The sequence below is a fragment of the Anaeromonas gelatinilytica genome (assembly GCF_016820635.1).
Lineage (GTDB): Bacteria > Bacillota > Clostridia > Tissierellales > SIT17 > Anaeromonas > Anaeromonas gelatinilytica.
The window spans coordinates 1-26,996 of sequence record NZ_WSFU01000065.1; the positions used below are offsets into that span (position 1 = coordinate 1).

Annotated in this window: 24 protein-coding genes; 3 read left to right on the forward strand and 21 right to left on the reverse strand. The window is 29.4% G+C overall.

The features are described from left to right. Positions 1–85 precede the first annotated feature (85 nt). Complete coding sequence (locus GOQ29_RS05095) at positions 86–955, reverse strand: LysR family transcriptional regulator (RefSeq protein ID WP_203371566.1); 870 nt, start codon at positions 953–955, stop codon at positions 86–88. A gap of 154 nt (positions 956–1,109) precedes the next feature. Between GOQ29_RS05095 and GOQ29_RS05100 the strand changes: the two genes are divergently transcribed. After that, on the forward strand, positions 1,110–2,129 hold the full coding sequence (locus GOQ29_RS05100; protein ID WP_203371567.1) for a YeiH family protein: 1,020 nt from the start codon (positions 1,110–1,112) through the stop codon (positions 2,127–2,129). Between the two features lie 126 nt (positions 2,130–2,255). On the opposite strand, the gene GOQ29_RS05105 is transcribed toward GOQ29_RS05100, so the two are convergent. The 11 genes from GOQ29_RS05105 to GOQ29_RS05155 all read right to left on the reverse strand — a co-directional run bounded on the left by GOQ29_RS05105 (position 2,256) and on the right by GOQ29_RS05155 (position 15,024). Continuing rightward, a complete protein-coding gene (locus GOQ29_RS05105; protein WP_203371568.1) occupies positions 2,256–3,215 on the reverse strand; it encodes a CPBP family intramembrane glutamic endopeptidase in 960 nt (319 codons plus the stop codon). 262 nt (positions 3,216–3,477) lie between these two features. Then, positions 3,478–5,283 carry an ABC transporter ATP-binding protein gene (locus tag GOQ29_RS05110; RefSeq protein WP_203371569.1) on the reverse strand — a complete coding sequence of 602 codons (1,806 nt, stop codon included), beginning with the start codon at positions 5,281–5,283 and terminating at the stop codon, positions 3,478–3,480. Then, the gene (locus tag GOQ29_RS05115; RefSeq protein ID WP_203371570.1) at positions 5,276–7,036 is read right to left on the reverse strand and encodes an ABC transporter ATP-binding protein; all 1,761 of its coding nucleotides are present in this window, start codon (positions 7,034–7,036) and stop codon (positions 5,276–5,278) included. The genes GOQ29_RS05110 and GOQ29_RS05115 overlap by 8 nt, the downstream gene beginning before the upstream one ends. A gap of 15 nt (positions 7,037–7,051) precedes the next feature. Then, positions 7,052–7,486 carry a MarR family winged helix-turn-helix transcriptional regulator gene (locus GOQ29_RS05120; protein WP_203371571.1) on the reverse strand — a complete coding sequence of 145 codons (435 nt, stop codon included), beginning with the start codon at positions 7,484–7,486 and terminating at the stop codon, positions 7,052–7,054. 256 nt (positions 7,487–7,742) lie between these two features. Further along, entirely contained in the window at positions 7,743–8,240 is a 498-nt protein-coding gene (locus GOQ29_RS05125) for a phosphatidylglycerophosphatase A family protein (RefSeq protein ID WP_203371572.1), read from the reverse strand. Between the two features lie 148 nt (positions 8,241–8,388). Further along, complete coding sequence (sdaAA, locus tag GOQ29_RS05130; RefSeq protein ID WP_203371573.1) at positions 8,389–9,270, reverse strand: L-serine ammonia-lyase, iron-sulfur-dependent, subunit alpha; 882 nt, start codon at positions 9,268–9,270, stop codon at positions 8,389–8,391. A gap of 11 nt (positions 9,271–9,281) precedes the next feature. Further along, the gene (sdaAB, locus tag GOQ29_RS05135) at positions 9,282–9,953 is read right to left on the reverse strand and encodes an L-serine ammonia-lyase, iron-sulfur-dependent subunit beta (protein WP_203371574.1); all 672 of its coding nucleotides are present in this window, start codon (positions 9,951–9,953) and stop codon (positions 9,282–9,284) included. A gap of 127 nt (positions 9,954–10,080) precedes the next feature. Beyond that, positions 10,081–11,526 carry an alanine/glycine:cation symporter family protein gene (locus GOQ29_RS05140; protein WP_203371575.1) on the reverse strand — a complete coding sequence of 482 codons (1,446 nt, stop codon included), beginning with the start codon at positions 11,524–11,526 and terminating at the stop codon, positions 10,081–10,083. Positions 11,527–11,662: 136 nt separating this feature from the next. After that, complete coding sequence (locus tag GOQ29_RS05145) at positions 11,663–12,433, reverse strand: dimethylarginine dimethylaminohydrolase family protein (protein ID WP_203371576.1); 771 nt, start codon at positions 12,431–12,433, stop codon at positions 11,663–11,665. A 34-nt stretch (positions 12,434–12,467) separates the two neighbouring features. Next, on the reverse strand, positions 12,468–14,132 hold the full coding sequence (locus GOQ29_RS05150) for a M20/M25/M40 family metallo-hydrolase (RefSeq protein WP_203371577.1): 1,665 nt from the start codon (positions 14,130–14,132) through the stop codon (positions 12,468–12,470). Between the two features lie 16 nt (positions 14,133–14,148). Then, the gene (locus tag GOQ29_RS05155; protein WP_203371578.1) at positions 14,149–15,024 is read right to left on the reverse strand and encodes a dimethylarginine dimethylaminohydrolase family protein; all 876 of its coding nucleotides are present in this window, start codon (positions 15,022–15,024) and stop codon (positions 14,149–14,151) included. Positions 15,025–15,186: 162 nt separating this feature from the next. Here GOQ29_RS05155 and GOQ29_RS05160 point away from each other — a divergent pair, with 162 nt between their 5' ends. Then, complete coding sequence (locus GOQ29_RS05160) at positions 15,187–15,834, forward strand: GntR family transcriptional regulator (protein WP_203371579.1); 648 nt, start codon at positions 15,187–15,189, stop codon at positions 15,832–15,834. Between the two features lie 39 nt (positions 15,835–15,873). On the opposite strand, the gene GOQ29_RS05165 is transcribed toward GOQ29_RS05160, so the two are convergent. From GOQ29_RS05165 to GOQ29_RS05200, 8 genes are all read right to left on the reverse strand, one after another. Further along, the gene (locus tag GOQ29_RS05165) at positions 15,874–17,001 is read right to left on the reverse strand and encodes a pyridoxal-phosphate-dependent aminotransferase family protein (protein ID WP_203371580.1); all 1,128 of its coding nucleotides are present in this window, start codon (positions 16,999–17,001) and stop codon (positions 15,874–15,876) included. Positions 17,002–17,105: 104 nt separating this feature from the next. Further along, positions 17,106–18,086, reverse strand: a complete 981-nt coding sequence (locus GOQ29_RS05170; RefSeq protein ID WP_203371581.1) for a helix-turn-helix transcriptional regulator — start codon at positions 18,084–18,086, stop codon at positions 17,106–17,108. A gap of 201 nt (positions 18,087–18,287) precedes the next feature. Continuing rightward, entirely contained in the window at positions 18,288–19,436 is a 1,149-nt protein-coding gene (gene fucO, locus GOQ29_RS05175) for a lactaldehyde reductase (RefSeq protein ID WP_203371582.1), read from the reverse strand. Between the two features lie 46 nt (positions 19,437–19,482). Further along, a complete protein-coding gene (fucP, locus tag GOQ29_RS05180) occupies positions 19,483–20,865 on the reverse strand; it encodes an L-fucose:H+ symporter permease (protein WP_252187520.1) in 1,383 nt (460 codons plus the stop codon). An 18-nt stretch (positions 20,866–20,883) separates the two neighbouring features. Beyond that, the gene (locus GOQ29_RS05185; protein WP_203371583.1) at positions 20,884–21,570 is read right to left on the reverse strand and encodes a class II aldolase/adducin family protein; all 687 of its coding nucleotides are present in this window, start codon (positions 21,568–21,570) and stop codon (positions 20,884–20,886) included. Positions 21,571–21,608: 38 nt separating this feature from the next. Beyond that, entirely contained in the window at positions 21,609–22,049 is a 441-nt protein-coding gene (locus GOQ29_RS05190; protein WP_203371584.1) for an RbsD/FucU family protein, read from the reverse strand. Then, a complete protein-coding gene (locus GOQ29_RS05195) occupies positions 22,043–23,527 on the reverse strand; it encodes a rhamnulokinase (RefSeq protein ID WP_203371585.1) in 1,485 nt (494 codons plus the stop codon). Before GOQ29_RS05195 ends, GOQ29_RS05190 begins: the two co-directional genes overlap by 7 nt. An 11-nt stretch (positions 23,528–23,538) precedes the next feature. After that, the gene (locus GOQ29_RS05200) at positions 23,539–25,332 is read right to left on the reverse strand and encodes an L-fucose isomerase (protein ID WP_203371586.1); all 1,794 of its coding nucleotides are present in this window, start codon (positions 25,330–25,332) and stop codon (positions 23,539–23,541) included. A gap of 310 nt (positions 25,333–25,642) precedes the next feature. Between GOQ29_RS05200 and GOQ29_RS05205 the strand changes: the two genes are divergently transcribed. Next, positions 25,643–26,500: an AraC family transcriptional regulator gene (locus tag GOQ29_RS05205; RefSeq protein WP_203371587.1), complete on the forward strand. Its 858-nt coding sequence runs from the start codon at positions 25,643–25,645 to the stop codon at positions 26,498–26,500. Between the two features lie 196 nt (positions 26,501–26,696). On the opposite strand, the gene GOQ29_RS05210 is transcribed toward GOQ29_RS05205, so the two are convergent. Continuing rightward, positions 26,697–26,996: hypothetical protein (locus GOQ29_RS05210; RefSeq protein WP_203371588.1), on the reverse strand; the 300-nt coding region annotated here is incomplete at its 5' end.

Below are 26,996 nucleotides of genomic sequence, written 5' to 3' on the forward strand. Positions count from 1 at the left end.
AGGTCAGTTCTATCAATCAGATACCATCTTTTGATAGAGAAGCCTTTAGTAGTTTAGAACCCCGCTCCTTTAGGTGTGGGAGCAGTCAGTCTAAGTTTAATATATAATCCATTAAAAAAGATATACTTTTATTTATATATTTATTTCTATGATAAACAATGGAAAAATATCTACTAAGTTCCAAGTCCTTTATAGGTAATATATTAATATTACTTTCTGAACCATTCAATGACATTTTTGATACTATACCTAATCCCAAACCATATAATGTGGCATTTTTTATTGCCTCAGTATTATTGTACTCTCCAGCAATATTGTATTCTATATTATGCCTTTTCATTTCCTCTACAAAAAGGTCTCTAGAACCACTTCCTTCTTCTCTCATGAGAAAATTCCTATATTGCAAATCATCAAAACTAATATCTTTCTTATGAGAAAGAACATCTTTATCATTTGCAATTATAACTAATTCATCCTCATAAAAAGATTTTACTATAATATCCTTATGATCTATTTTACCCTCTACTAATCCTATATCTATCTTTGAATTGAGTAAATTTTCTTTAATAAAAGATGTATTCTTCACTATTACTTTTATATCCATATCGTGATTTTCAGATTTTATTTCCGATAAAATTTTAGGTAAAAAATATGTTCCGATAGTAATAGTAGCACCTAAAACTATATTATTATAAAAACTTTTCTTTTCCATTACTCTTTCGATATCGTCACTTAAAGAAAGAACATGATAACTATAGGATAATAGCTCCTTACCTGATTTTGTTAAGTATATTTTCTTTGAAAGTCTTTCAAATAATTTTGTATTATAATAATCTTCTAATTCGGAAATTGCTTGACTAACTGAAGGCTGACTAATATATAGTTTTTTAGCTGCTTTAGTCATATTCATTTCTTCACACACCGTAATAAATATCTTTAAATGTCTAAAATTCATGGTTTTCTCCTTTTTTCTATATTTTAACACACTTATCTAATTTTTTATTATAGGTATTTACTTATTATAACTATAAAATTATAATATTTCACTTATCTATTTTGGAATGCTATACTTTTTTCTGTAATTATAAAAAAGTAGGAGGTCAAAATATATGAAAATCAAAAAATATTTACCAGGAATTTTTATGGCATTTTTAATTGCCATCATCTCAACATTTTTAGGAAATAAAGTTCATATAATAGGTGCAAGTGTATTTGCTCTAATATTTGGTATAATATTAAACTTAATAATAAAGGATAAAACTCCTTATAAAAACGGACTGAAATTCACATCAAAAAAATTATTAAAAACTGCTATTGTGTTTTTAGGAGCAAGTCTTAGTATACAGCAAATTTTAACCATAGGTAAATATTCATTATATGTAATGAGTTTTACATTATTAGCTGCTTTTGGTTCTGGATACTTATTATCTTCAATTTTAAAAATCAATTGGAAAATGAGTACATTGATATCAGCTGGTACTGGTATATGTGGTGGTTCAGCAATTGCTGCCATATCTCCAACAATAGATGCAGATGAAAGCGATATAACATATGCTATAGCTGCTACATTCATATTTGATATACTAATGATTATTCTATTTCCTATAATGGGAAATCTATTAGGACTATCAGATTTATCCTTTGGTCTATGGACTGGAACAGCTGTTAATGATACTTCTTCTGTAGTAGCAGCTGGATATGCCTTTAGTGATCAAGCCGGAGAATTTGCCACTATTGTTAAATTAACTAGAACATTGGCTATTATTCCTATAGTTTTATTATTCTCATTTATAGGAGCATATAAAAAAGGAAAAGAATACAAAGAAAGTAATAATGAAATACAAGTAAATAAAGGAAGATATTTAATAGAAATAGCTCCTTGGTTTATACTATTATTCCTTGTATTTTCAGTTATAAATAGTTTAGGCTATATCTCAACAAACTTAAAAGATTCTTTAAATATTATAAGTAAATTTTTGATGGCTATGGCACTAGGAGCAATAGGTTTTAATACGGACATAAAAAAGATGGTCCGTGCTGGAATAAATCCAATGATATTAGGATTTTTAGTTTCTTTAATAGTAGTTGTTGTATCCTTAATAGTTCAATTTTCATTAGGCCAAATATAATCAAGAGGCTGCCTCAAAAATGATTTATTTAATCACTTTGAGACAGCCTCTTATTTAACACTTACCATAAATATATTTTATTTAATTTTTTCAACTATATTTTAGGATACCCATTCAATACGTCTTCTAATTCATAAGTATATTCACATCTACAAAAAATGGAAGCAATTGTATGATAATTCCACCTACAATGAAAATTATAATTTTAGGATCATCAACAAATGTCATATATTTGTTTTTATCCTGTTTTATTTTATTCCCTATATTTTTAATATTTACTTTTTCATAGAGTTCTTTAAGTTCCTTATCTCTTATACTTACTATTAAGAAAACTAAAAATAAAACAATTCCTACAATCAATTTTCCAGTATTGTGACTTATATTTGGAAATAAAGGCAAAAATAAATATTCAATTAAGGCAATTATTAAATTATATATATAATGTATTATAATCGACCACTTTATATTTCCAGTTAAAATATAGGTAAATCCAAGTATTAATCCTATAATAAATGCATGTAAAAATCCAATTCCATGCATTGCGCCAAAATATATAGATGAAACTATAATTGAAAATAAATAACCAATACCTTTTAACTGATTCAAAAAAATCCCTCTATATAGAATCTCTTCAATAATTGGCACTATAAATATCGCAAAAACTGATAATTTTTTTGCAGTTTCAGGCATAGGTATATTTAAAATATACCTAGTATAAATATCCATTATAAAAGTACTTATCAATGCAAAAAAAAGTGATATACTTATAAATAATAATGTTAATTTTATCTTGGATTTCAAACTTAATTCATATATTTGATTTTTATTTAAAAACATGTCTTTAAAGTTTACTTTAAATATGAATAGAGCTAAAATTATTAAGGATAAAGTATGCTGAGAACTTCTAATTAACATATCTATTTCAATAGGATCACTTTTACTTAATGGTCCATTATTATGTAAAAAATTAACTAATGAATCATTTATAAAAGTTACAAAAACAAATTCAATAATAAAACCTATGATAATAAATTTTCCTATTTTACTTGCAATTTGTGCAATCTGATTTTGATTTATTTCTCCCATATGCCTCTTCCCCTTTTTAATATTGATATATATAATATTATATACATTTTTTTATATCTATCGTTTAAATCTAGCCCCATTGACTCAAATATTATCATCAAATATTTAATATTTCAATAAATTTGGATGAACAACAATTTAATTGGTATGAACGACAATTCTAAACAAAAATTGTCATTCATATCGACTAAAATTTTATTTATATAAAGAAAAAGCTGCCTCAAAAATGATTTATTTAATCACTTTGAGACAGCCTCTTTTATTAAGCCGATATTCCTTTGAACTGAGTTGTATATAAGTCATAATAGAATCCTTTTTCTTTTATTAATTCCTCATGATTACCCTGTTCAATTATCTTTCCATCCTTTATTACCAATATCTTATCGGCATTTCTTATAGTTTGAAGTCTATGAGCTATTACAAAACTTGTTCTACCCTTCATTAAATATTCCATACTTTCTTGGATATGAAACTCTGTTCTAGTATCAACATTAGATGTAGCTTCATCTAATATAAGAATATCTGGATTTGATAATATAGTCCTTGCAATAGATATTAATTGTCTCTCTCCTTGAGAAAAGTTTTCTCCACCTTCAGATACTACTGTATCATATCCATTTGGAAGTCTAGAAATAAATCCATCTGCATTAGCTAACTTTGATGCTTCTATTACTTCTTCACTTGTAGCATCTCTTTTTCCATATCTTATATTTTCAAATACTGTAGTTCCAAAAAGATTTGTATCTTGAAGTACTACACCAATTTTATCCCTCAGACTATCTTTATTTATATCATTTACATTGTGACCATCTATTAATACTTCTCCTCTATCCACATCATAAAATCTATTTATAAGATTAATAATAGTGGTCTTTCCACTTCCTGTGGGACCTACTATTGCTAGTATCTCTCCTGGATTAGCTTCAAAAGAAATATCCTTTAATATATCTTTATCCTTGTCATATCCAAAATATAAATTCTTAAACTCAACATGCCCTTTTATTTTATTTATCATGAAATCAGAATCATTTACATATTCATCTTCTTCATCAATTACTTCAAATATCCTTTCAGCACCTGCTACCGATTGTTGCAATGTATTAAATAGTTGAGCTAATTGACTTATTGGTCTAGTAAACTGTCTTGCATAGGCAGAAACTGCAGCTATTTGTCCTACTGATACTGTTTTAAACCTTATAGCAAAATATCCTCCTGAAACTATAATGACCACATATATAAGATTATTTAAAAATGTAATCACAGGCATTATTATTCCAGAATAAAGTTGAGCTTTAAAACCTGCTTCTTTAAGGTCTTCATTTTTCTTTTCAAAAGTATCTATCACATCTTTTTCTTGATTGTAAAGTTTTATAGCCTCTAACCCACCAATGGATTCCTCAACAATTCCATTTAATAAAGCTAAATGTTTTTGTTGAGCCTTGAAGTTTTTGAAAGTCTTTCTAGTTATAAACAGTGTAAATATACCCATTATAGGTACAAATAATATAGCTATTATAGCTAATCTAGGGCTTGCTACAAACATAAGTACTAAGGCACCTATTATCGTAATAACACTAGTTATAAGTTGTATCACTACTTGACTTAATCCTGAACTAATCAATTCAATATCATTAGTCAATCTACTCATTATGTCTCCACTGGAATTAGAATCATAATATTTCAAAGTTAAATTTTGCAATTTATCAAATGCATCCTGTCTAATGTCTTTGACTGTCTTCTGAGCTATTGAAGCCATTATATAGGACTGAAGCCAACTAAATAGTCCAGCTAATACTCCTAAAGCAATAATAACTATTGACATCATTACTATACCTTTATAATCTATATTTAGTATATATTCATCTATTGTTATACTAAATGCATAAGGTATTGCTAGATTTAATAGAGTTCCTAAAATAGTAGAAAGAAATACAACAAATAATCCTAATCTATACTTTCTTAGATATCCTACTATTCTCATTATTGTTCCTTTGAAATCCTTAGGCCCTCTTCCAATATGTGGTCCATGAGGTCCTCCAGGTCCCGGTCCATGAGGTTTCTTACTCATTTACAACATCCCCTCCAAATTGTGAATTATAAATTTCTTTATATACATTACTTTTTTCTAATAATTCATTATGAGTTGCAAATCCATCCAAATTACCGTAATTGTCTAATACTACAATTTTATCCGCATCCATAATGGTAGAAATTTTCTGGGAAATCATCAATGTAGTAGTTTCCTTCCCTAATTTTTTGATATTCTTCTTAACCATTTCTTCACTATTGGCATCCAAAGCACTAGTAGTATCATCTAATATCAATATAGACGGTTTTTTAATAAATGCCCTTGCTAAAGATAATCTTTGTTTTTGTCCGCCAGAAAAATTGTTTCCTTTCTTTTGAACCTTAGAGTCAAATTTATCATCTAATTTATCTATAAATTCCTTTGCTACAGCATTAGATGAAGCTTCTTCTAAATCTTCTATAGATGCATCTTCATTCCCTTGAATTAAATTGCTTTTTACTGTACCAGAAAATAATACAGGAGTTTGAGTAGCCATACTAATCTGTTCTCTTAAGGACTTGATATCCAAATCTTTAATATTATAACTATCTAATAAAATCTCACCAGAACTAACATCATATAGTCTCGGAATTAATTTTACCAATGAAGATTTTCCACTTCCAGTAGAACCTATTATTCCTATTGTTTCACCTTTATTTATCTTAAAGGAAATATTATTTAAAACATTATTCCCATCCTTCACATAAGAAAAATCTACATTTCTAAATTCTATATCGCCAGTTAGATTAAATTTCTTTATTGAATCGTCACTATTAGTTAAATCTATTTTTTCTTTAAATATTTCATTTACTCTTTTAGCACTAGCTTCAGCCCTAGATACAAATATAAGCATCATTGCAAGCATCAATAATCCCATTAATATTTGCATATTATAATTAAAAAATGCCATGATTTTACCAGCATCGGCTAATCCATTATTGACTAATGTTCCATTCTCAATAAGTCCAGCACTTAAATATAATATCCCAGCTATACCTAGGTTTACTATTATATTGATGGCAGGCATTGCATAGGCGATTATCTTATTTGCTTTAGTAGATGTAACTCTATAATCTTCATTTTTTTCTGTAAATCTTTTATTTTCATACTTCATATTAACAAAGGATTTTATTACTCTAGGAGAATTAACATTTTCTAAAGCTACATCATTAAGTGCATCAACTCTCTCTTGTACTTCAGTAAATAATGGTAAAGCCTTTTTCATTATTATACTTATCCCAATAATTAATAGCGGCATTATCACTATATAAATAGAAGATAATTCTAGCGATGTCTTTATTGCTAAAATTAAACCACCTAAAAGCATTATCGGCCCCCTAATTATTCCTTTAAATAAGAACATAAAGAAATTTTGAATTTGTAACATATCATTTGTTGATGAGGTAATAAGCCTACCTGTTTTAAATTTATCTACATTTCTAAAAGATAAACTTTGAATCTTTTTAAATAAATCAGATCTCAAATTGGCTGTAGCATATTGAGCTATATACTGAGCACAATAATTGTTTATAAGACCTGCTATTATTGATCCTAATGCAATAACCATCATGATTAAAGCTGTCTTTCTCAACAATCCTAAGTCTCCTATAGGCAATGCATAGTCAACAATTTCTGTCATTAAATAGGGAAGATATAATCCTGCCAATACTTCAAAAAACATAAATAGTATTGCTAAAACCGCATATATACTATATTGTTTCATATATTTAAATAAATTTCTAAGATTTTTCATTCTTTTCCTCCTTATCTATCTTTCCTTTACTTTTGCATATAGATTATTCAATATTTTATTTATTACATCAACAAAAGCATCTAATTCTTCCTCTGATATTTCTTTTGTAATATCATCTTCTACTAAACCTAATACTCCTTTAATTTCCTTTTCAATCTTTTTTGCTTTTTCAGTTACATATATCAACTGTTTTCTTTTATCCTCAGAATCCTTTAATTTAACTACCAAATTTTCTTCTATTAATTTCTTTATTCCCTTGCTTACTGCTCCTTTATCTATCTTATATAATTCACATAGATCATTTTGAGTTATTCCTTCATTATCATATACTGACAATAATAAAAAAAAGTGAGAATGAGTTATATCGTGGGATTCTAATTTTTTGTCAATTAACATAATATGTAATCTATGAATCATGCCTAAATATTTTCCTATATCTTCTCTTCTCATTTTCTCCTCCTAATAACAGTTGACTTGACAACCATTATATTTTAAATTAGTTGACCTGTCAACTAATTTTTTTGAAAAAATAATTCTAGATAATTTTATCTAGAATTATTAAAATTATAGATACTAATAAAGCTCTGACTGCTCCCACATCTGAAGAAGTGGGCTTTCTCGCTCATAAGTTCTGTAATACTATAACAGCCTTTTACTAATACCAAGCAATATTATATTCTATTGGAAGTTCATCTATTATAAAAACCTATTCAGTAGCATGGGCAATTCTGCTCGCAGCAGATGCTGCAATAGCTGATACTAAATCATCCATGAATGTATGGATCGCCCTTCCTTGTTTTCCTTTGTTATCAAGTTCTTTAATTATTCCTATTTTTTCTTTGTCTAAATAACCATAATTAGTAAGTCCTATCGTTCCATATACATTTACTATAGATAAAGGAATTATTTCATCAATACCGTATAATGGCTCATCCGTTTCTATTATCTCTTGTAACGGATATGGAAGCTTCTTTTCTTCTGCTAACTCATCTAATGCTATCCCTGTCAAAATAGCATGAATAACTTCTCTCTTTTTAAGAACCTCAAATATATTTTCCTTACAAAATTCCATAGTAAGTTCATCAGTATACCTTCCTTGAAGTTCCATTACTAGTTCAGCAATATCATCGATTGCAACTCCTCTTTCCTCCAATTTATTAATAGTTATATTATATAATTCTTTTTCTCCATATGTATGTGTCATTTAAATCCCTACTTTCAATTATTTATACCATTTATTATTTACCCAATATCTTTTTAATCAATTATAAAATCATAAAAACACCTTTAGAATATTCTAAAGGTGTTTTTACTAATGTCATATATTATATTTTTCTTATTCTTAAAATATTTTATTCCTCCCCAAATATTTTCTTTGCTATACTTCTACCTGTAGGAGTAGCTGCTAATCCTCCTAAAGCTGTCTCTTTTAAAGTTGGAGATATTGATTTACCCACATTATACATAGCTTCAACCACTTCGTCAAAAGGTATAACACTTTTAATGCCTGCTAAAGCCATATCGGCTGATATCAGTGCATTAGTAGCTCCAATTGCATTTCTTTTAGTACAAGGACTCTCAACTAATCCAGCTATAGGATCGCATACTAGTCCTAATATGTTCTTAATAGTCATAGATGCAGCTTCCAAAGACTCTTCTGGAGTACCTCCTTCTAACTCTACTAATGCTCCTGCTGCCATAGCTGCCGCTGACCCTGTTTCTGCTTGACATCCTCCATCTGCCCCAGATACCGTTGCATTTTTAGCAATTACAAATCCTATTGCAGAAGCAGTAAATAACATTTTTACTAATTCATCATCTTCTACACTGAACTCATCTTTAACCATATATATTACTCCTGGTAATATTCCAGAGGATCCTGCTGTCGGTGCAGCAACAATCTGACCCATGGATGCATTTACCTCTAACACTGCCATTGCTGCTGCTGTTGCTTTTAATGTTCTTTTACTGGATAATGTTTTACTATTCATATATCTTTCTTTAAGTCTCTTAGCATCTCCACCCACTAATCCACTTATGGATTTTTTATCATTATTTATTCCCTTATCAACAGCAGATAACATGGTATTTAGGTTTTCCTTCATTTGTTCAAATATTTCATCATAACTTTTTCCAGTATTCATTTCTTCTCTTAAAATCATAATTTTCCATATCTTTTTATCATATTTCTTGCATATATCTAATAATTCTCTACCATTTTTAAAATTATACATTTTTTCACCCTTTACAATCCATTTATCATATAAACTTCTTTTATTTTTTCAGAGGAATTTTTTAATCTTTCTACTAGATGTTCATCTAATTTATGATCAGATTCAATAACCATTAATGCATCTTTTCCTTTATCTTGTCTAAACACATTCATATAAGCAATGTTTATTTCTTCTTCTGCTAATATTTTACTTATACTGGCAACTGCTCCGGGAACATCTAAATGTTTTGTTATAAGAGTCGGATACTCCCCTATAACCTCCAATTTCATTCCATTGATTTCAATAATTTTAACACTTCCTCCTCCAACGGAAGAACCTATAACCTCAACTATTTCTCCATTAACTCCATATATAATAAATTTAACCGTATTTGGATGTACTTCACCTAAATCTGTAGGAATAAATTTATAATTAATTCCTTTTTCTTTAGCAATATCTAAAGAATATCTTAGACTTTCATCGTCTTCATTTATACCTAATAATCCAGCCATTAAAGCTCTATCTGTACCATGTCCTTTATAAGTTTCAGCGAAAGAACCATGAAGTAAAAAATCTACTCTTTCTATATCATCCTTTACAAACAATAAGGCAATCTTTCCTAATTTAGCTGCCCCTGCTGTATGGGAACTTGAAGGTCCTATCATTCTAGGCCCTATAATCTCAAAAGCACTATAATTTTTCATTCTTACCACCTCAAATCATCGTTAGTTATAATATCCTATATATTATAACATTATAAAACATCTTTGGATATCCAAAGATGTTTTATAATTTAATTTATATGGTCAATATAGTCCTTCTTAATGGATTCTACGCTTTTTCTATATCTTTATCCTCATAGAACACATTGAAATCTTTACTAACATTTTTCTTCTTAATATGTCTGGCATGATAATCCTTTAATAATTCTATAAATTTAGGACTTAATAATAATAATGCTAAAACATTTGCAAATATAGGTAATGCTGTAGACATATCAGCAAATAACCATACTTGTGTACCAGGCATTCCATAATATACCGCAATTACTACCATTAAAAATCCTGGTAAAGGATATAACCATTTATATATTGTTAGAATCTTATCTTTCCCCTCAAATTTATTGCCTAATAAATATCTTAATAATACCTCAATTTGTGCATATATACCTGACACGGTTGTTAATCCAAATAAAAATATCCCTATAGTTACTATTACACGTCCCGGATATCCAATTCCTGATTCAAAGGCACTTAAGCTCAATGCTGCTCCATCTAAACCTGAATTCCATTCCCCTGTTACCATAATTACCAATGCTGTAATTGTAAGTACTACGATAGTGTCCATAAAAACTTCAAAAATTCCTAATAATCCCTGTCTTACTGGATGATCAGTCTTTGCCGATGCATGAATCATTGGAGATGATCCCCACCCTGCCTCATTACTAAATACTGCCCTTGACATACCCACTTTTATTGCTTGAGCTACAGTAGCTCCAATAAATCCTCCAGTAGCTGCTGTTCCATTAAAAGCACTACTAAATATTAGTCTTAATGATTCTGGTATCATATTTATATTCTTAAATATGATAAATAATCCTCCAGCTAAATAGAATACAACCATAAAAGGTACTATTTTAGATGCATATTTAGCTAGTGAATTTAAACCTCCAGAAATGATTATATATAGTAAAACAGTAAATACTCCACTTACTAAAATCATATTTAAGTCAAAAGTAGTTGCGATTGCCTCTGATATCGTATAGTTTTGAACAGTAAGAAAGAATCCAGTAGCAAATCCAAATATAAATGTAAAGTTTAATATTTTAGATAATTTTTTGTGATTTCTTTCTTCTCCTAAACCTCTAGATATATAATAAGTTGGCCCACCATATGGTTCTCCTTTATTATCCTTAGAGCGATAATAAACAGCCAATGTTATTTCTGCCATTTTTATTATCGGACCTAAAAGTCCTGCAATCCATAGCCAAAATATAGCACCTGGCCCACCAAAAGCTATAGCTGTTGCTACGCCTCCTATATTACCTACACCTATTGTTGCTCCTAATGCTACACTTAAAGCTTCAAAAGGAGATATAACCCCTTCTTCATCTCCTTCACCTTTAAGATTCCTAAATGTTATTTTAAATGCATGTTTAAATTTTCTAAACTGATAAAATTTAGTATTAAAAGTTAAATAGATTCCTGCAATCAATACTAAGATTACTAAAGGTAATCCCCACAAATAATCGTAAACTATCTTTTCTAATAACACCATAAATAATCCTCCCTTTAAAATAAGAATAAAATTATAATTTTATCTATTTTATATTGTAGAACTATTCTGAAAATTAACTAGAAGGTGATTTATTTTTATAGGGGCTCTAATACGCCCCTATGTTTTTCAACTTATATTAGAACCTTAATGATAAACAGCTTAGACCTCCATCTAACTTTCTATATTCTGATGTATCCACCACTATAACTTCATATCCCGCATCTTCTATAGATTTCTTTGCTTTTTCATATCCTTCTGGTACTATCACTTTTTCATTTACCCAAATACTATTAGAAGCATATTGTTCATCATCATCTATAATTATCCTATTAAAATCTTTAAAATCTGGATGCTCTATAAATTCTCCGCTAACCAATAAATTATTATTTTCTAAATAAGCAACCCCAGTTTTTAAATGTAAGAATTCCTTCATTTCAACTGCTGAACCAGTTAATTTATATTTATCAAGTATTTTTATAAATTGATCTATACCATCTTGGTTAGTTCTATCGGATAAACCCACATAAAAATGATCTCCAACCATCATTACATCTCCACCTTCTAATGTCCCAGGTGCTTTGATATATTCAATTTTATCCTCTGGATAAAATTTCTTGATCTCATCAATTATTTCCTTTTCTTCTCCCTTTCTACTTTCAGCTCCAGGATTAGTTATGATTGCACATTTTCTATTAAGTACTGCCACATCTTCTACAAAGCATGAGTCTGGATATCTGTCGTTAACATCTAATTTTGTAACCTTTACTCCACAAGATTTCAAAGCATTGATATAGTTTTCATGCTGTTTTAAAGCTAATTCAAAATCTGGTTTTCCTAATTCTGGTGCTGATGTAATACCATCCACCATGTTTTTACTTGGTTTTCTCACTATAACATTTTTAAACATAATTAACCCCTCCATTTAACTTTTTTAAACTTACTTACCATCCTAATACTCTAGAAATTGTATAATTTAATAACTTTGGTGTTCTAACAAATAAATCTTCCTTTAAAACTCTCTCTGTTAACTTGTGAAAGTCTTTGCCCCAAGGACCTACATTTATACATGGCATGGAATTATTCTCTACCTCTTCTAAAGGTAATGTATATAATTCATTAAATAAAGCCATACTATTTAATAAGCTTTTTTCTATTACTTTACTATTTTTAATAGAAGAATAGCTTAAATCAGAAATTCCAGTGTAGAAATACTCTCTGACATATTCTTGATTAAATTCCTTTTTAGCACATCTCATGATATCCCTAGAAATATTTTTAAGCTCATCATCTAATCCGTCAAAATATATATTAGATACATTTGGATAGTAGGGTGGTACAAGTCCTATTACTACTCTAGGTGATAAATCCTTGATATATTCAAAAATTGTATCTACTAAATCTAAATTTCCTTCAATCATAGATATTTCATTGGTCTTAATTTGATTTATAATTTTATTTAATACTTTTTTATATTCTTTTAAGAAATCTACACCATAATTTTCATAAGCTTCTTCATGCAATTCATTAAAAGTAACAACTTTTGATTTCCAAGGCAAAAATTTATATTTTTTATTTCTTTTGTCTTGATAAAATCTAAAACTTTCATTCATTCCCTCTATCACATTATTAAAGGCATCTAAAGATATTTCTTTAACCTTTTTCATTATCTCATTAGGTTCCTTATTGAAGGTAAGAATACTAAAACAACCTCCCACACTTAAAGGCATAGATACATCATAATGCTCTTTTCTATCCCTTAAATATAGCCAAGTAGGTGGTGGTGAAGCCTCACCATCAATAAAATCTAGTAATTCAACATTTAACTCTGTCTTCCTCACTATTTCACTTAATATATTTACTGGATTAAGTCCTTCAAATACCTTTCCTGCATGGGATAATAAACCTCTCACATATACAAAAGGCATTATTTTCCCTACAGATCCTTCAGATAAAATCCCAACATCTTTCTGAACCCTTTGGTGAGGTTCAGAATTTATCATTAATTTATAATCTAAATTATAATCTTTTCTTAATTTATCTAGTAATAATACTGCTGATCTCATACCAGCTGATAAGTTCTCCTCATCAGGAACACTAAGTACCAATACATTTCCTTTAAAATTCTCGACAGTAGAATATCTTTTTAATAAGGCTAGTTGTATACTCCCTCCAGCCTTCATATCTGCTGTACCTCTACCAAAGATATAATTTCCACTTAATAAATCTTCCTCTGCTTTCCGAGATAAGTTTTCCCTATAATTAATTAATTCTTTTTCTAATTTCTTAGGTTCATAAGCATAAGACTTGAACCCCTTAAAATCCTCAATCCCTACTGTATCATTATGATGTATTAATACTACAGTATCTTCTCCTTCACCTTTTATCAAAGCCCATGATACTGACCTTTTAAGAGCGTCATCCTCTATTGGAAAAAGTCCATAATGGTGAGGATTTTCCTTAAAATAATCTATATCTCCAAAGAAATTCATTAAAAATTTTGATACATCATTTTCATGCTTAGTAAAAGTATCACTTCTAATTTTCACATATGGATAAAATATATCCTCAATTTCTTGAGAAATATCCTCTAAAACTATATCTTCCATATCTATCCCTCGCATATTAATCTCTAAATAGTGGCATAGTCAAGCAAGTTGGTCCTCCTGTTCCCCTATAAGAAAGATCATATCCTTCATACTCTAAAACCTCTGCCCCCGCTTCTAATAACTTCTTTTTCACATCATGGTTCCCTTTTAAAAGCAGACATTTTCTTGGAGCCAAAGCTAATACATTAGACCCTAAATACTCATATTCTTTATCATTAACTTCAATTAGCTCTACACCCTTCTTTTGAAGATATTCTCTAAAGAACACTGGCATGAACTTAGAATAAACTACAGCTAAATCTTGATCCACCATACTAATTATACTCATCAAATGAAGACATTCATCTTCACCTTCACCATGAGGTAGTGGTACTACTATGACCTCATCTACAAAATCTTTAACTAACTCTTTAAACTGTCTGATTCCTTCATCATTAGTCCTATATCCTCTACCAACAGCTACAATTTTTTCATCAAGCCAAACTACATCTCCCCCTTCCATTTTTCCTTCTCCTTTAATAGAGCCTAAAGTTGGTATACCTATTGACTCTAAATATTTTCTAGTTACATCAGGTTCTCCTCTTCTCAAATCTTTACCCATTGTAAAATATATGACACCTTTTTTTGTTATCTTAGCAGTGTCATGAGCATATATTGAATCTAGTCCAGTATTATCATCTTTAGGAAGGTAATAAACATTTTCCACATTCTCATTGATTATACTCTCAAAGCTTTGATATTCCTTTAATACTTTTTCATAATCAGGACATCCGATATAATTGAATTCCTCATATGTATTGTTTAAATTTTCCTGACTTATAAATGCATCTTCAGGATGCTTTATTAATATACTTTTAATTGGTTTCACCATAGATTGACATAAATATTTCATATTTCCCCTCCTTTCTTGTATACAATATATAATACTTTATATATCATATATTATACTAGTATGGTTAAAAAGTCAATAATATTCTGAAAATTTAAAGCGTTTTTTTAATCTTGTCTTTTAAATTATTTTATATATAGTATAATAATTATGAGGAGGAAGAAAATGACTGCATATTTATCTTTAAAGGATCACGTATATAATTTCATACAGGAAAAAATTAATGATGGAACATTAAAAGCTAATGCAAAGATTAATGAACAAATGATAAGGAAAGAACTTCAGATTAGTAGAACTCCAGTAAGGGAAGCTCTTATACAACTAGCTACCGAAGGATATATAGAAAACTTACCTAGAAGAGGATTCATTGTAAAGCCTATCGATGAAAAAAAGGCTAAAGAACTATATACCTTAATAGGTACTTTAGATGGACTGGCTGCTTCGTTAGCTATAGATTATATAACTGATGAAGATATTGAAAATATGAAAGAAAAGATAAAAATGCTTTATGATTACATAGAGAATAAAAATTATAAGTTATACAATAAAACACAATCAGAATTTCATGATATATATATATATATATCTAATAACGAAGAGCTTATAAGGGTTATTAATCAATTGAGAAGAAACTTTCTAAAACATTCATATTCTGAAGAAGATGAAACTTCTATGTCAAAAATTCTTAAAAGCACCAATAAGGAACATGAAATGATAGTGGAATTATTTAAAAAGGGAAATAAAGAAGAATTAGAAAATTATATTAAAAATACTCACTGGAACGCATCCCATGCTAGATTAGAAAAACTTTAAATAAAAAAATTATCCTTAGAAATTCTAAGGATAATTTTTTTATTTAACAAACTCAATATACAATTTTTTATCTAGTTTTAAATCTCTATATTGAAAGTATTTATCTAAAGCTTTTAAGAGAATATATATCTTCTCTTCCTTAGCATTTTCACCCATATGACCTATTCTAAATAATTTCCCTTTAAATTCTGCTAGGCTTCCACCAATAAAAATACCATGTCTATCTTTAAGATAATTAAACATATCGTCAAACTCTATACCTTCTGGCACTTCAACAGCCGTTAATGTGCTTGAGTAAAAATTTTCAGGATAAATATTAAATCCACAATTTCTAAATACATTCCTTACCTTTGACGCTAACTCTTTATGTTTCTTAACAAAATCTTGTCCATTAATTATTCTATCTAAGGCTACATTAATCGAATTTATCATAGCATCAGAATGAGTATAAGGGAAATTTCCATTCTCAATTATATCAATCCAATTTTGGAAATTAGCATAGAAACCTTTTATTTTACTTTTTCTATTTCTCAATATATCCTTAGCCTTATCACTTAAAAACACAATAGTTCCTCCAGATGTAACAGATAAACATTTTTGAGTTCCTGCCAAGAGTACATCTATTCTCCATTCATCCATATATATTTCTTCTCCTCCGTAAGAGGATACAGCATCCACTATGGATAATATTCCCTTTTCCCTTAGTAAAGGACATATCTTCTCTATTGGATTGGTGATTCCAGTTGGTGTCTCACAATGAACTAAAGTAGCCAATTTAAAAGGTCCTTTTTCGTCTATAAAGGATTCTAATTTCTCTACATCTATTCCTTTCCTATAATTTCCTTTAAAATATACTACTTCTCCACCATACATTTCTATAAAATCTCCAAAACCTCTTCCAAAAATTCCATTATCGATACAAAGTACTCTATCTCCTTCCTCAATAAACGAAGCACATGCACCTTCTAATCCTAATATAGCCTCACCAAGCATTATTATAGCTGTAGATTCCTTAGAATTTATAAGTTTTTTAGCTTTTTCGCAAGTATCTTTATAAAGCTCTAGAAAGTCATTATCTAAATCAGTATTAGTATTTTTAATAGATAATGCTCTCCTTACCCCTTCACTAGATTCTGTAGGTCCTGGTGTCATTATTAACTTCTCCATGCTATTACCCCCAATTACTTACATTATAATTAAATTATATTCTTAAAAATTATATATTTCAATACAATATCCATTTATTAATAGAAATGTAGGGGTACAATATTTTAATATAGTTTCAATATCTTTTCTGCCATTTCTTTCATCTTATATTTTAATTTAGTTGGAGATACTATCTTTATTCTGTCTCCAAACATAAATATCCAACCTAAAAATGTATCACTTACTTCTACTTCTACTTTAATAGAAAAATAATTCTCATCCTTCTTTTTAATAATTATATCCTTTCCAAATCTATCAATAGCTACATTTATTAATGAATTATGAAATTCTAATTCTACCCTTTCTAAATCTCCAATATACATATTAAATATCTTTGTAGAATATTCTGCTACATTAAAATTTTCATAGCCTTCTATTAAATATCTATCCTCATCTAATAATTCTATATCCATCATTTTATCAACTCTAAAATTACTAATATCATTATATCTATCATAGTAAGCAATTAAATAATAATTATTATCAGACCAAGTTAAAGCATATGGACTTGAAATATACATTTCTCCATTTCTTCTAAATTCAATTTTCTTATCTAAATTATAATCAAAATATTTAAATCGGACCTGTTTATTCTCTTGAATAGCTCTATGTAATGTATCTACATTGTAAAATATCCTTTCATTATCAGCTTTCAATCTATCTGCTACAATAACGTATCTATCTAAAGCTTTAGCTTGATGAACACTAGTTAAACTTTCAATTTTCTTAATCAATTCCTTGCTTTTCTTATGAGTAATAAATTTGGAAGATTGAACAGAATCAACCAATAATTTTAACTCAGGTAACTCAAAATTCCTACTAGCAACAAAATATTTATTAGACCTTCCCTTTTCACAAATTATATCTAATCCATAAATTCTCAACAAATTTATATCAGAATAAATAGATTTTCTTTCTGCCGTTATACCATATCTACTTAATTCTTCTATTAAATTCTTAACAGTTAGAGGATTATTTTCATCTGTTTTTTCCAACAGTATATCCATTAAATATATTATTTTTAATTTCGTTTTAAAACTAGGCATACAAAACTCCCCTTTAAATAAAAATAAGTTCTTATATAGAATTTTCTATATAAGAACTTAAATTCCTTTTTATCTATTAAAAATGGATTTAAAATTATTTATGAAAATTAGCGATACTAAAGACATCCTTATATAAAATTTTATATAAGGGTATAGAGTTATTCAAATCACTCATAAGACAATCTAAATGTAACTTATTATTTATATTAAAGATTTATACAACTCAGCTATATCTTTAACTGAAGTTTCTTTTGGATTCCCAGGTCTACAAGCATCATCATAAGCAGATTGAGCTAAAAAAGGAATGTCTTCTTCTTTTACTATATCTTTTAAATCTTTAGGGATACCTATATCTAATGAAAGTTGTTTTACAGCATCAATTGCTGCCTTTTGATATTCTACTTTAGACATATCATCAGTTCCTTTAACTCCCATAGCCTGTGCAATATATTTATATTTATCCCCAGTAGCCTCTGCATTATATTCCATTACTTTTGGCAGTATAATAGCATTTGCTATTCCATGAGGAGTATCATAAAGTGCTCCCAATGGATGTGCCATTGAGTGTACAATTCCAAGTCCAACATTTGAAAATCCCATTCCTGCAATATACTGTCCAAGGGCCATTCCTGCTCTTCCTTCAGAGGTATTTTCTACCGCTCCTTTCAATGATCTGGCTATTATTTCAATAGACTTAATATGAAACATATCTGACATCTCCCACGACCCTAAAGTAATATATCCTTCAATGGCGTGAGTAAGAGCATCCATTCCTGTGGCAGCTGTTAACCCCTTAGGCATACTTGACATCATATCGGGATCTATTATAGCAATTGTTGGAATATCATGAGGATCTACACATACAAATTTTCTGTTCTTATCATTATCAGTTATTACATAATTAATTGTAACTTCTGCTGCAGTACCAGCCGTTGTAGGAACCGCTATTATAGGAACTGACTTATTTTTAGTAACTATTGCACCTTCAAGACTTCTAACATCTTCATGTTCCGGATTATTAATTATTATCCCTATAGCTTTAGCTACATCTATTGAAGAACCACCACCTATAGCTATTAAATAATCAGCACTTGACTTTTTAAATGTATCAACACCTGACTGAATATTTTCTATTGTAGGATTAGGCTTAATATTTGAATACAATTCATAATCAAGTTTATTTTCTTCCAATACATCTATTACTTTTTGAATAACTCCAAATTTAATAAGTTCTGGATCTGAGCATATAAAAGCCTTTTTAAATCTACGCACCTTAACTTCTGTGACAATGTCTTTGATTGCTCCTGATCCATGATATGATGTTTCATTTAATATGAACCGATTAACCATAATTTTGTTAACTCCTTTACATTTTAATTTTAAAATATTTCATCTATTAAATAACTTTCTTTCTATTAAAAACTGAATATGCAAGTATTACTACAAAACATAAAACTGCTACAAAATAAGATGTTCTAACTGCAGCTTCGACTCCTGAGTAACTAGGTGCAAGTATTGCTAATACTCCACTATCTATTATTTTACCCATGAAAGGTGTAATAACAGCACCTCCAAGGATTGCCATTATTAATCCAGCAGCTCCCAATTTAACTTCTTCACCAAGATCTTTAAGTGCTATGCCATAAATTGTTGGAAACATTAATGACATACATCCTGATATTAGTATTAAGCATATGATTGAATATTGAGTTGGTAAATAAATTGCACCTAAGGTTACAATTACTCCAAGTGTAGCCATGAAAGTCATCATTTTAGCAGGATCTATTTTTTTCATGAATCCAGTACATATCCAACGGCATGCAATAAATACTAGCATTGCAATCAAATATATCTCCACTGCTTTATCCTCAGGTACTCCTCTAGTCGTCATAACATACTTAGTCATCCAAGTCCAAACTGCTATTTGCATTCCAACATAAAAAAACTGAGTAATTACACCAAATACATATCTTGGTATAGAAAGAAGCGTTTTAAAGGAATTCACTATATTTAAATCTCCGCCTTCATCCTTTGCTGAACTTCTCTTTCTATAAAAGAATATCCAAATTATAAAAGCTATTACTATCAACCCTATATATGGAGCACCTAACCACATAAGTTCTTTAGCTCTTATCATTTTTAATTCTCCAGAACTCATTGTTAATCTTTGCTCATAAGTCGCTTCATTTAAATTCCCAAGTATTACAAACTTTGCTAATAATATTCCCATTAATGAGCCCATAGGATTAAATGCCTGAGCAAAATTTAGTCTTCTTACACTTGTCTCTTCACTTCCCAAAGAAATTATAAATGGGTTACAAGTGGTTTCAAGTATTGAAAGTCCTCCTGCCAGTATAAATATAGAAACTAAGAAAATATTGTAATTTTGTAATATTGAAGCTGGTATATAGCCAAAGGCTCCAACTATATACAGACCTAATCCCATTAATACTCCAGTCCTATAAGACCACTTTTTTATAATAATTGCTGCAGGTATAGCTAATACTGCATAAGCTCCATAAAAAGACATTTGCACATATGACGAATCCACAGATTTCATCATAAAAATCTTACCAAAGGCTGGAACCAAGTTATCAGTCATGTTATTTAAAAGACCCCACAGTATAAAGCATGAAACTAACATTATAAAATGACCTACATACTGCTTTGGTACTACTGAATCAGATATTAAATTACTTTCATGATATTTTTTTGCTTTTCCATCATCAATATCCATATCACTTAACTCTGTTTCATGAATTTTTCTTGTATTATCCATAGTTTCTTCTCCCCATTATTATTTATTGTACTTTTTATAGCCAGGATGTCTTCCAGTAACTTCATAACTTTTTCTCATGTCAATAAGCCTATCTATTTTTTCTCTTGAAAGTTCTTGAGCTCCACCTAACTGATGTGCATTTAAACTTATCTTAGCAAACAATTCTAATGTTTCCATCCTATAATAAGCTGTTACTAAATCACTTCCTACAGTAAGTGCACCATGATTTTGTAAAAGCACTACATCATGTTCCTCAAGATAAGGTGCTATAGCATCAGGAACTTCATAAGTAGAAGGAGTTCCAAATGGAGTAACAGGAATTGAACCTATTGCTATAATGGTTTCTATCATAGAATACTCATCAAGTGCTTTATTAGCTACAGCATATCCTGTAGCAACTGGTGGATGGGCATGTAACACTGCTCTTACATCATCTCTTTCTTCATAACATCTTAAATGCATCTTTATTTCAGAAGATGGTCTATACTCTCCTAAAGCTTCTATAATCTGACCATTTTTATCTATATGAACTAATTTTTCAGGAGTTATAAAACTCTTACTAATTCCAGTAGGAGTAGCTAAAAAGGTTCCGTCCTCTAATTTTACAGTTATATTTCCATCATTTGCAGCTACCCATCCCAATTGCCACATTTTATGACAAATATCACAAATTTCTTTCCTCATATTCATATAACTTAAACTCATATATATCCTCCTAATTAATATTCTTTTAAGTAATCTATTTATTTAATTACAACACCCTTTTGCAACATTATATTTGCATAAAGAGCCTTTTCACTAGTAGCAATAATTAAGTAAGCTTTTTTTGCTTCATTATAAAACTGAAATCTTTCTATATTGTCAACTAATTCTTCTCCTCTATCATCATATTTTCTTATTATATCCTTGTATTTATCCCAAATCGGCGTTTCTATATTATCACCTGGCATTACTTCCATTAAATTAACTGGATTTTCTACATAAGTATCTAATGGAAATAGTTGAAGTATAGCATCTAAAATTTCCAATATACCATGTCCATCACATCTTATCACTATAGCATCCTTACCAATTGACTCTGCAGGGAAATTGCCATCTGATATAACTAACCTATCACTATGACCCATTTCACACAAAACTTTCAATAGTTCTGGTGAAAGTACTTCTGGTATGTTCTTTAGCATTTAACCACCTCCTTAAATCTTTTATAAGCTTCATTCCACATATCCACATTTTTCGGATTATAAACAGTAATATCATGAGATTTTTTTATGATGGCTCTAGCCTGTTTTATATCTTTAATGTCTCCCATTGCCATGAATTGAAGACATACATTTCCCAATACAGTGGCTTCAATAGGTCCAGCGGATACTTCCAAATTACACGCAGACGCTGTCATACTGCATAGTAGTTGACTTTGTATCCCTCCCCCAATCATATAAATAGTTTTATAGTTTTTTTCTGTGCATAATTTTATTTCATCTAATGAAGATCTATATTTAAGAGCTAAACTCTCATCTATACATCTAATTATTTCAGCCTCTGTCTTAGGAACAGGTTGTCCTGTTTTCCTGCAAAATTCTTGAATTCTCTTAGGAATATTTCCAGCTGGTATGAACATGGGATCATCTGGATCTATAAAACATCTAAAAGGTTTTGCACATTCTGCCATCTTTTCTAAAGCAGCAAAACTAAATTCTTTACCTTCTCTTATCCACTGTCTACGACTTTCTTGTATCAACCACAAGCCTATTATATTTTTTAAAAATGATGATTTCTCTTTATATGCATCTTCATTAGTTATATTTAATTTCAAAGATTTTTCATTTATTATTGGTTTATCTAACTCAGTTCCAAGGAGTGACCAAGTACCACAACTAAGAAATATAAAATCATCCTCAACTGTTGGAGTTGCCACAAGAGCACTTTGAGTATCGTGTCCTGCAACTGCAACAACCTTTGATGAAGCTATATCTAACTCTTCACATAAATCCTTTGAAATTTCTCCTATAACTGTTCCGCCTGTAACTATATCTGTAAAAATTTTTTCAGGTAAGCCCAAAGAGTTAATTACTTCCTTTGACCAATATTTTTTCTTAGCATCAAATAACTGAGTAGTGGATGCTATTGTGGATTCAGTTACCTTAACTCCAGATAATAAATAATTAAATAAATCTGGCATCAAAAGCATAGTTCTTGCTCTGTTTAAAAACTCTCTTCTATTTTCTTTTAAGGAAAGTAATTGAAAGGCTGTATTTATCTCCATAAATTGATTTCCTGTTATAGAATAAAAATCTTTTTTCGAAATCTTTTGAAAACTCTTTTCAATCATACCTTTGGTTCTTTTATCCCTATAATGGATTGGATTTTCTAATAGATTTCCATGTTCATCTAATAATCCAAAATCAACACCCCAAGTATCTATAGCTATACTATCTATTTTTCCATACTGTTTTGCCTTAACTAAACTCTGCTTTATCTCATAAAATAGTCTTAATACATCCCAATACATGATTTCATTCATCATAACTGGATCATTAGAAAATCTATGTATTTCATGAATATTTATAATATTACCGTTAAAAGTCCCTAACATCGCTCGTCCACTTGAACCACCTAAGTCGATGGCCAATACCTTCTTTTCATTATTCTCTATTTCCATTTCAACCATCCTTATTTGTACATTGGTCCATATGTTTTACAAGCTCTAAAATCTTGACTCTCTTTATCCATTCCAAAGGAATTCCATGCTGATGGTCTAAATATTTCATCCTCTGGTACATTATGCATACATACTGGTATTCTAAGCATTGAACACATTGTTATTAAGTCTGCTCCTATATGTCCATAACTTATTGCTCCGTGATTTGCTCCCCAATTATTCATTACATCATAGGCAGTTTTAAAAGCTCCTTCCCCAGTACATCTTGGTGCGAACCATGTACAAGGCCAAGTATAATCTGTTCTCTTCCATAGCTCATCGGAAACCTTTTCTGGTAGATTTATCGTCCATCCTTCTGCAATTTGCATCACAGGTCCAAGACCTTTTACAAGATTAAGACGAATCATAGTACAAGGCATCTCAGCAGTAGTTAAGAATCTTGAGGAATAACCTCCTCCTCTAAAATATCCTGTATCTGCAGCATTCCAAGTAGTTGCATTTAACATAGCCTCTTGGTCTTCTTCTGTAACTTCATACCAAGGTTTTATTACTCCATTTCCATTCTCATCTTTCACCTGTCCAGAAGCATCTAAACAAGTTGCTCCAGAATTTATTAAGTGAATAAATCCATTTGCTTCCTTAGCCTTTCCTTCTATATCATATCCGGTAGCCTTTTTAACTGCATCATCGCTCCAGTACGTGCGAACATCTGAAAACATCTGAGCTTTATTCGTTAATAAATTCATAAACAGCATACTTAATCCATTGAGAATATCGTTTTCAGTTGCTAATATATATGGCTCTCTGGCTCCATTCCAATCAAAGGAAGTATTAAGTAGTGCTTCTGAAAAATCACAGTTGGGATAGAAGTCTGTCCATTGTCTCTGACCTTGAAAACCTGCCGCTATCGCATTATGTCCAATCATTTCCTCTTCACAACCCTTTGGAAGATTTGGATTACCAGTCATTAAATCTTTGATTATCAACATCATTTTAACCGCAAATTCCCAATCTTTTTCTTTTTCCTCTGGAGATTTTTGAAGATCTTTAGGGTTTTTGTCAAAACCTTCTATACATTTTTCTTTAGTCCAAACTAATGCTTTTTTAAGTTCATCTTTATCATAAATTTCCTCTGTCATTCTACGTATTATCTCAACTTCATCTACTGACTCTACTCTCATGCCAAGATAATCTTCCATAAAATCTGGATCCATTATAGAACCACCTATTCCCATACATATAGAACCAATTTGTAAATAAGATTTTCCTCTCATTGTAGCTGTTGCAACTGCTGCTCTTCCGAATCTTAATAACTTTTCTTCAACATCTTTTGGAATACTTGTATCATCTGCATCCTGAACATCTTGACCATAAATACCAAAAGCAGGTAAACCTTTTTGAGTATGAGTTGCAAGTACTGAAGCCAAATAAACTGCACCAGGTCTTTCAGTTCCATTAAAACCCCAAACTCCTTTGATCATATTAGGATCCATATCCATTGTTTCTGCTCCATAACACCAACATGGAGTTACAGTTAAAGTTATATTTACCCCTTCTTTCTTAAATTGTTCTGCACATGCTGCAGACTCTCCAGCTCTTCCAATTGTAGTATTTGATATAACAACCTTTACAGGTTCACCATTTGAATACTTTATATTGTCTGTGAAAAGCTTTGCCGCAGACTTAGCCATATTCATTGTTTGTTCCTCCAAGGAACCTCTTACATCTACTACACCTTTTCTTCCATCAATTGTAGGTCTTATGCCAATAACTGGATAATCCCCTATAAGTCTGTTATTACTCATTACACTGCCTCCTTCAATTTATATTTTTATTTGTTGAGAATGTTTTCCTAATTTGTTACAATTACATTATATAATCTTAAAAATAAATATACTTGCATTATAATAATGAAAAATAGTAATATATTCATTTTTTTGATTATTTGCACTTAATAAATTTAATGTTATTATAAAAAATCTTATTTTTAAAAAATTAATTATACATTTTCAACAATTTAATATTAAATAATTAACTTGTTAAAAAGTTAAACTCTGTATCCAAATTCTGTTATAAACTAAAAAATATTTTATTAATTCAATTAGGTGATTATAAATGAAATATTTAGCATATAAAGAAAATAGAAAACATGGAACAATGAATTTTCCTTTTAAACTTTACGATGTAACTCCACTTCATCTTAGATACAATATGATACTCCATTGGCATAATGAATACGAGATAATAAGGGTCACTTCTGGAAGTCTTTTATTAAACATAGATGGAAATGATTTTAATGTAAAGGCTGGAGATATAGTATTTCTTAAAGATGGTACGTTGCATAGTGCTATTCCTACAAAATGTAATTATGAATGTTTCTTGTTTGACATGAGATTTCTCCTTAGAAAAAATTATATATGCAACAAAGAAATATATAATATTTTAAATCATCAAAAAAATATACAATTATACTTTTCAAAAAATGATGGAGAAGCATACGAAATTCTTCATAAAATATTTACAGATATGAAAAATAAACATAAAGGATATCAATTTAAAATTCAAGGTTATCTGTATTATTTTTTGGGAGTTGTAAAAGAAAATAATTACTACAAAAATGAGATTACAATTGCTCCTAAAAATAAAAGAAGACTTTCTCAATTTAAAAAAATTCTCGCATATATTGAATTAAATTATAGTGAAGACATATCTTTAAATGATCTTGCAAAATGTGCCAATATGAATAGTAGATACTTATGTAAATTTTTTAAAGATATGACACATAAAACTCCTATAGAGTACCTAAACTATTATAGAATCGAATGTGCATGTGATCAGATATATATAACAGATAAAAACATTACACAAATTGCTTTAGACTGCGGATTTAATAACTTAAGTTATTTTATTAAAGTATTCAAAAAATTCAAGAATATGACCCCGAATCAATATTCTAAAAAAACAAATAATTAATTTATATATACTTCGAAACTGTAAATAACTTTCTTATTTAATATTGAATAAATCTAATCTAATAGCAATAAAAACAACTTAGAAGATGAGATCTCATCTTCTAAGTTGTTTTTATTTTATCTCATTTTTCTTTACCAACATTATTTGACAAAAAACAAATTTTTATATAAGAGTTTAAAATCCTTTAGTTATTTTATTATTTTATATTCTTTTTTAATTTGAAAATATCTTCTTCATTTTTAAACTCTTTATACTTAATAAAACTTATATCACTAGACATAACATCTATCTCATTTTTAAGATATAGATGTCTTTCTGCATTTTTAGATTCTAGTAATGATAAATGCTCTTTGATATCGTCTAATCTTTGATCTACACTATCAAATCTTGCATCCATTCCATCTAGTCTTTTATCTACATTGTCAAGTCTTGTATCCATTCCATCTAATCTTTTGTCTACATTGTCAAATCTTGCATCCATTCCGTCTAGTCTTTT

Bases quoted from the DNA above. Each gene is read 5' to 3' on its own strand.
- GOQ29_RS05095 (WP_203371566.1), bottom strand. From the start codon at position 955: ATGAATTTTAGACATTTAAAGATATTTATTACGGTGTGTGAAGAAATG.
- GOQ29_RS05100 (WP_203371567.1), top strand. From the start codon at position 1,110: ATGAAAATCAAAAAATATTTACCAGGAATTTTTATGGCATTTTTAATT.
- GOQ29_RS05105 (WP_203371568.1), bottom strand. From the start codon at position 3,215: ATGGGAGAAATAAATCAAAATCAGATTGCACAAATTGCAAGTAAAATA.
- GOQ29_RS05110 (WP_203371569.1), bottom strand. From the start codon at position 5,283: ATGAGTAAGAAACCTCATGGACCGGGACCTGGAGGACCTCATGGACCA.
- GOQ29_RS05115 (WP_203371570.1), bottom strand. From the start codon at position 7,036: ATGAAAAATCTTAGAAATTTATTTAAATATATGAAACAATATAGTATA.
- GOQ29_RS05120 (WP_203371571.1), bottom strand. From the start codon at position 7,486: ATGAGAAGAGAAGATATAGGAAAATATTTAGGCATGATTCATAGATTA.
- GOQ29_RS05125 (WP_203371572.1), bottom strand. From the start codon at position 8,240: ATGACACATACATATGGAGAAAAAGAATTATATAATATAACTATTAAT.
- sdaAA (WP_203371573.1), bottom strand. From the start codon at position 9,270: ATGTATAATTTTAAAAATGGTAGAGAATTATTAGATATATGCAAGAAA.
- sdaAB (WP_203371574.1), bottom strand. From the start codon at position 9,953: ATGAAAAATTATAGTGCTTTTGAGATTATAGGGCCTAGAATGATAGGA.
- GOQ29_RS05140 (WP_203371575.1), bottom strand. From the start codon at position 11,526: ATGGTGTTATTAGAAAAGATAGTTTACGATTATTTGTGGGGATTACCT.
- GOQ29_RS05145 (WP_203371576.1), bottom strand. From the start codon at position 12,433: ATGTTTAAAAATGTTATAGTGAGAAAACCAAGTAAAAACATGGTGGAT.
- GOQ29_RS05150 (WP_203371577.1), bottom strand. From the start codon at position 14,132: ATGGAAGATATAGTTTTAGAGGATATTTCTCAAGAAATTGAGGATATA.
- GOQ29_RS05155 (WP_203371578.1), bottom strand. From the start codon at position 15,024: ATGAAATATTTATGTCAATCTATGGTGAAACCAATTAAAAGTATATTA.
- GOQ29_RS05160 (WP_203371579.1), top strand. From the start codon at position 15,187: ATGACTGCATATTTATCTTTAAAGGATCACGTATATAATTTCATACAG.
- GOQ29_RS05165 (WP_203371580.1), bottom strand. From the start codon at position 17,001: ATGGAGAAGTTAATAATGACACCAGGACCTACAGAATCTAGTGAAGGG.
- GOQ29_RS05170 (WP_203371581.1), bottom strand. From the start codon at position 18,086: ATGCCTAGTTTTAAAACGAAATTAAAAATAATATATTTAATGGATATA.
- fucO (WP_203371582.1), bottom strand. From the start codon at position 19,436: ATGGTTAATCGGTTCATATTAAATGAAACATCATATCATGGATCAGGA.
- fucP (WP_252187520.1), bottom strand. From the start codon at position 20,865: ATGGATAATACAAGAAAAATTCATGAAACAGAGTTAAGTGATATGGAT.
- GOQ29_RS05185 (WP_203371583.1), bottom strand. From the start codon at position 21,570: ATGAGTTTAAGTTATATGAATATGAGGAAAGAAATTTGTGATATTTGT.
- GOQ29_RS05190 (WP_203371584.1), bottom strand. From the start codon at position 22,049: ATGCTAAAGAACATACCAGAAGTACTTTCACCAGAACTATTGAAAGTT.
- GOQ29_RS05195 (WP_203371585.1), bottom strand. From the start codon at position 23,527: ATGGAAATAGAGAATAATGAAAAGAAGGTATTGGCCATCGACTTAGGT.
- GOQ29_RS05200 (WP_203371586.1), bottom strand. From the start codon at position 25,332: ATGAGTAATAACAGACTTATAGGGGATTATCCAGTTATTGGCATAAGA.
- GOQ29_RS05205 (WP_203371587.1), top strand. From the start codon at position 25,643: ATGAAATATTTAGCATATAAAGAAAATAGAAAACATGGAACAATGAAT.